The sequence below is a fragment of the Edaphobacter sp. genome, assembly GCF_035532915.1.
GTDB lineage: Bacteria > Acidobacteriota > Terriglobia > Terriglobales > Acidobacteriaceae > Edaphobacter.
Genome location: NZ_DATKQC010000023.1, coordinates 1 through 4,693, shown reverse-complemented (window position 1 = coordinate 4,693; position 4,693 = coordinate 1). Strand labels below are relative to the sequence as shown.

The 4,693-nt window shown below is 56.1% G+C and carries 7 protein-coding genes; 2 read left to right on the top strand and 5 right to left on the bottom strand.

Annotation, left to right across the window (positions count from 1 at the left end; all coding sequences use genetic code 11):
- From VMU57_RS00980 to VMU57_RS00960, 5 genes are all read right to left on the bottom strand, one after another.
- Positions 1-917 (bottom strand): hypothetical protein (locus tag VMU57_RS00980; protein ID WP_325379868.1); only part of this gene is annotated, 917 nt, incomplete at its 3' end.
- Positions 914-1,765, bottom strand: coding sequence for a ThiF family adenylyltransferase (locus VMU57_RS00975; RefSeq protein WP_325379866.1), 852 nt, complete (start codon positions 1,763-1,765; stop codon positions 914-916). The genes VMU57_RS00975 and VMU57_RS00980, both read right to left, overlap by 4 nt.
- The gene (locus tag VMU57_RS00970) at positions 1,762-2,295 is read right to left on the bottom strand and encodes a type II toxin-antitoxin system prevent-host-death family antitoxin (protein ID WP_325379864.1); all 534 of its coding nucleotides are present in this window, start codon (positions 2,293-2,295) and stop codon (positions 1,762-1,764) included. The genes VMU57_RS00975 and VMU57_RS00970 overlap by 4 nt, the downstream gene beginning before the upstream one ends.
- Positions 2,295-2,669 (bottom strand): hypothetical protein, encoded by a 375-nt coding sequence (locus VMU57_RS00965; protein WP_325379862.1) that lies wholly within the window; start codon positions 2,667-2,669, stop codon positions 2,295-2,297. Before VMU57_RS00965 ends, VMU57_RS00970 begins: the two co-directional genes overlap by 1 nt.
- Positions 2,670-2,680: 11 nt before the next feature.
- The gene (locus tag VMU57_RS00960) at positions 2,681-2,860 is read right to left on the bottom strand and encodes a hypothetical protein (protein WP_325379860.1); all 180 of its coding nucleotides are present in this window, start codon (positions 2,858-2,860) and stop codon (positions 2,681-2,683) included.
- A 79-nt stretch (positions 2,861-2,939) separates the two neighbouring features.
- On the opposite strand from VMU57_RS00960, the gene VMU57_RS00955 reads away from it, so the two are divergent.
- A complete protein-coding gene (locus VMU57_RS00955; protein ID WP_325379858.1) occupies positions 2,940-3,266 on the top strand; it encodes a hypothetical protein in 327 nt (108 codons plus the stop codon).
- Positions 3,267-3,475: 209 nt separating this feature from the next.
- On the top strand, positions 3,476-4,693 hold a 1,218-nt coding region (locus VMU57_RS00950; RefSeq protein ID WP_325379856.1), incomplete at its 3' end, for a DUF499 domain-containing protein.

Genomic DNA, 4,693 nt, shown 5'->3' with positions numbered 1-4,693 from the left:
TGCTCATAAAGGACACGATTGCACTTGCGCTCGGTCGTGACCAGCGCCGCACGGGCGGAGGAGAACTCCACGTTCGCCAATTCTTCAGCGACCGCGCCCAGGGCGCTGCCGGGTTCTCGCAAGACTACGGAATAAGTCGGTTTGCTTGAGGAACAGTCTTCCACGAGGACAATCTGAACTTTCGAGCCGTCCACAAGTTCGACCGGTCCGCGCCAATAGAGACCAAGCTTCGGGGAGCTGAAGGAACGAATGCCCGCATAGAACTCACCGATAATGTCGCGATCATAGACGCGCTCCGGGTTTACTCCGAATTGATCTGGCGCCGCGTGCCTGTCAGCACGTGGATGCCGCTCAGCTGCACTGCTGTGTGCGGTTACGGCAGGCCAGACCAGGGGCGCATTGACGATTTCAACGTCGCGCTGAGGAATTTCGTACACATTCTCGTCGTCGCGAAGGAAGAGGAAGTGCTTGATGCTGTAGCGCTTGAGGGGATTCGTGGTGATGTGCTTTGCAACCACGAGGAGCGCGTAGAAGAACGGGGTGTTCTGGTTTGGGTGATTGACCGTTTTACGGTAAGTCGCGATGTCTCCGCTGCTGAGCGTGGCCAGTCCGTTGACGTGGTGAGTGTGCCAGTTGCCCAAATGTTCGGTCTCCGGATGGCTGTGCTCAATCTGACGGAAGATGCGTTCCTGATGTTCGCCGTCCTGAAAGAAGCTGACAGGCGAACGGCTCGCCCTCGGCCCGGATTCGATCATCCCGGTGATGCGCAACCTGAGCTTGCCGCCGTTGTTCTCGAAGGTGCCGACGACACGGCCTCCGGTCTCATCCCGATCAAAACCGTCGCACTCGTCGAAGATGACCCGGAGCGCATCTTCCGGCAGGATCAGGCTGACGTTCCTCGTTGCGTGAATCTTCATTCGGTTTCTCGCTTTCCACATACCAGGCAGCCTTCCTGAGGAGCCAGAGTTATCCGCTGCAGCTGAAAATGTTTTGTGAAGGGATGGGTCGGCCGGTTACCCCAGACCACATAGTTCTCCTGAATCTGCGGCAAATGCTTCGGTCGCTCCGGGAGCGTCCGTGCGATGGCATCGAGCGCAAACCGGGTATGGAAGCTGGTGATGAACGAGATATCTACATTCAGGCCTGGCGAGTCCCTGATTTCGCTGATCTCCATGCCATAAAGCTTCTCCCGCTCTTCCTCAGACACTAAGTCGATCTCCCGGATGCCCTCGCGGTATTGGCTGCGCTCTAGCGTCCTTTCGAGGCATGCCAAACAGCCGCCCTCGCCGGGGCGATAGGAGAAAACCTCTCCACCGATGCCACGGGTGAAAACCTTGCCCACAACGAAAGGGGTCTGGGTTTCCACGCACAGCTGGTTCAGAAGGTATCGCGTCGGCTCATTGTCTGTGGCCAGAATGACTACGGTGCTTTGTTTCACCAGCTCTGCAAGGCCGACATACGTCATGATGTCTTCTTTGTACCCGTTGATGTTAATCGCTGGGTTGCGGTCGAGCAGGACATCAGCCAGCGCATCGATCTTGTCCTGGCCCACATAGCGCAGACCGCAGGCATGGCGAATGACATTCTCTACCTCAAGTTCTTCCTTGTCGAGCAGGAAGAAGTTGCGGATGCCGGACATCGCCAGTTGCAGCGCAACCTGGCTGCCGCCTGATCCGCAGCCGGCGACAAGGACGCTGGCCTCGCTTAGGAGGCCTACATCAAAGAGAGGCGCGATGCGTGTGAACAGCCGGTTATCATCGTTCATTCGATACTCCCTTCCAGCGTGGGCCACTGGCCGGTTTGCTGCCATTGGTCGTAATGCCGAAGCCATTGCCGTGCGAGTTCCAGCGTGGAAAAGACGGTGTGCTTGCCAGGATTCCATCCGCTCATCACTCCGTACATGCACAGCGCGCCATCCTTCCACCGATGGGGTGCGTCTTCGCGGATCGGAGACGCGTACACACGGGGGCAGCTATTGGGATATCCGTGGGGCAGCATTACTGTTAGATCGACGGGAGTTTCATCAGCCAGCTTCAATGGAAAACGGAACGCCAACTCGCGATCCTCAGTAATGGTGATGCGCTGCTCCTCCTGGTGATCTTCAAGTTCCTCAATCTCGTCAGCAATGCGCGTAGGAGGGATATCCGGAAAAAAGACAGATAATGGAACGAGGCAGGCAGTACGACGACCGTTGCGCTCGATGACGAACGATTCGCCGCGCATTACCCGATCCAGAATCTCACCGGGACCATTGCGCAATTCGGTCACTGATAGGAGTGCAAACTGGTAGTGCATCAGTGCATTAACTCCGCTCCTGGCCATCGGCCATTGCTGCGCCAGACCTCATACTTGTTCAGCCACTTCGCCGCCCGCTTCAGCACGAAAGTTAGATCGTGGCGTCCTGGATTCCACATATTCGGGTGCAAATAGCAAATCGTACCGTCGTTGTACCGGTGCCGACTATTCGGCAGGACCGGCTTGGTGATCCAGACCTTCGGCATCTGATTCGGGTAGTTCGGAAACGTGATGGTGGCGATGTAACTATTCTTCATCGGAGTTTGCAGCAGGGCCTTTACGTAGACCCCGCCGTCAGCGGTGGGATGGGCCTCCACAACAGCGAAATATGTTGCTGCCTGGGCAACCTCCACCTGGATGCGCCTAATATCCATGGTTTCGTCTCCTAGCCCTTTGCATACTCTCCGCCCAGATCTTCACGCATGGTCAAAGGCTTGCGCCCACCCGTTTCGGCGAAGTTGGATTGGTTTTTGGCTCGGACCTCGCCGTTTGGCAGGATTTCAATCTCCACTTCCTCCTCACGGTCCAGAATTGCTTCGAGTTCCGCGATAGTTGGCCTGCTCATGTTGTCCTCCATGGTCGTGCAATCGTGCGGTCGTGTAGTCACATTATCATTCAGCAATCGCCAGTGCAAGCTGTTAACTGTGAAAAACGTGGTCAAGGCGGATATTATTCGCCATATATTCGCCTATCCTGCTTTCATGACCAGCCAGGATCGCCGGCACCGTGTGTACATGTCGTTCCAGTGTCGCTGTGGCTGGCATTGCCAGTTCCTGGAGGAAGACCTGCAGACTCCCCTGCCTCGGAAACTCCGCTTCACATCGTCTGACAAAGTCGTCGAGCTGGTGCGGCGAGGTGGTGGGTTGTCGAACTTGGAGAGCCGGCAGGCGCTGGACCACGCGATCGAGATCGGACGGGGTGGCGTTTTCCTGAATCTGACAGAGGAACAGTGCGCCAAACTGAAACGTTGAGCGTTTCCTGCTGCTTTGCTTAACGGCAGGGATGAGATATGCATTGTGCCAGATCGGTGAACTGCCGCCCGTGCCCTACGTGGCAAGGTGTAAACTAATGCATCTCGATGATTTAGCAATTGAGCTCTCCGGTTGTGAACTAGCCACACGGGTTCGCCTGTCAGTCCCGGGGAACCGTTGTGATTTCAGCAATTTAGGAGAGCCCGCGCGTGAAGAGCCTCAAGCAACTTTGTCTGCCCAGGAAGAGTGTTTTTGACCGAGCCCGTCGCGATGTCGTTCTCGACCTGACCGACCTTATTGAGAACAAGATCGCCCCCGCGGATTTCTTCGAAGAGAATTGGCGCACTGATGGAATGAAGCGTCTGCTCAAAGAGGCATTCAGAAGGTTCGAAGGTGCCTCACAGCAAGGCGTTTTTGTGCTTTCCCAAGCCATGGGCGGTGGCAAGACCCACAATATGATCGCACTGGGGCTTCTTGCAAAGCATCCTGAAATTCGCAAGAAGGTCATAGGTGACCTCTACGACACGAAGGGCCTCGGCGAAGTCCGGGTTGTTGCGTTCACGGGGCGCGAGAGCGACGCCCCTCTCGGCGTTTGGGGAGCTATCGCCGAGCAGCTGGGCAAGAAGGAAACATTCAAGAATTACTACGCACCGCTGTCCGCACCTGGACAGACCGCCTGGATCAACCTGCTTCAGGGCCAGCCGACGCTGATCCTGCTCGATGAGCTTGCGCCGTATTTTGAAGATGCGAGGTCGAAGTCAATCGGTGATTCGAACCTCGCTCGGGTAACGACAACGGCCCTGTCGAATCTTCTTGTAGCTGTGGGCAAGGACGCGTTGGCGAACGTCTGTGTCGTCATATCCGATTTGAAGGCTACGCACAAGAGCGGCACAACGCAGCTCAACGAGGCGCTCAGTGACTTTGAGGCGGAAGTAGGCCGCGGAGCCATGACGCTTGAACCTGTGGGTCTAAATACTGATGAGATCTACCACATCCTACGCACTAGACTTTTTGAAAAGCTGCCGGATCAAGAGGACATCCGGGAGGTTGCACAGGAATACGCGCAAGCTGTTCGGGACGCTAAGCAAATGGACATCACCAGCGCCTCTCCTGAGAAGTTTGCGGCACAACTTGTCGAGTCCTACCCGTTCCACTTCGCCATTCGCGATCTCTATGCGCGCTTTCGCGAGAATCCTGGGTTCCAGCAAACCCGAGGACTGATTCGACTGATGCGGGTTATCGTAGCCCGGCTCTATGATCAGCAGAATGGCCGGGCGGATAAAGTCGCGTTAATCCACGCATATGACTTCGACTTAAACGACCGCGAGACCCTTGCTGAGATCGTCCAGATCAATCCCACTCTGGACAACGCGATCAGCCACGATATCGCCGCCAATGGTCAAGCGATTGCAGAGATCATGGATGCG

Excerpts from the sequence above, each read along its gene's own strand:
- VMU57_RS00965 (WP_325379862.1), bottom strand. The coding sequence starts at position 2,669 with ATGGATATTAGGCGCATCCAGGTGGAGGTTGCCCAGGCAGCAACATAT.
- VMU57_RS00960 (WP_325379860.1), bottom strand. The coding sequence starts at position 2,860 with ATGAGCAGGCCAACTATCGCGGAACTCGAAGCAATTCTGGACCGTGAG.
- VMU57_RS00975 (WP_325379866.1), bottom strand. The coding sequence starts at position 1,765 with ATGAACGATGATAACCGGCTGTTCACACGCATCGCGCCTCTCTTTGAT.
- VMU57_RS00970 (WP_325379864.1), bottom strand. The coding sequence starts at position 2,295 with ATGCACTACCAGTTTGCACTCCTATCAGTGACCGAATTGCGCAATGGT.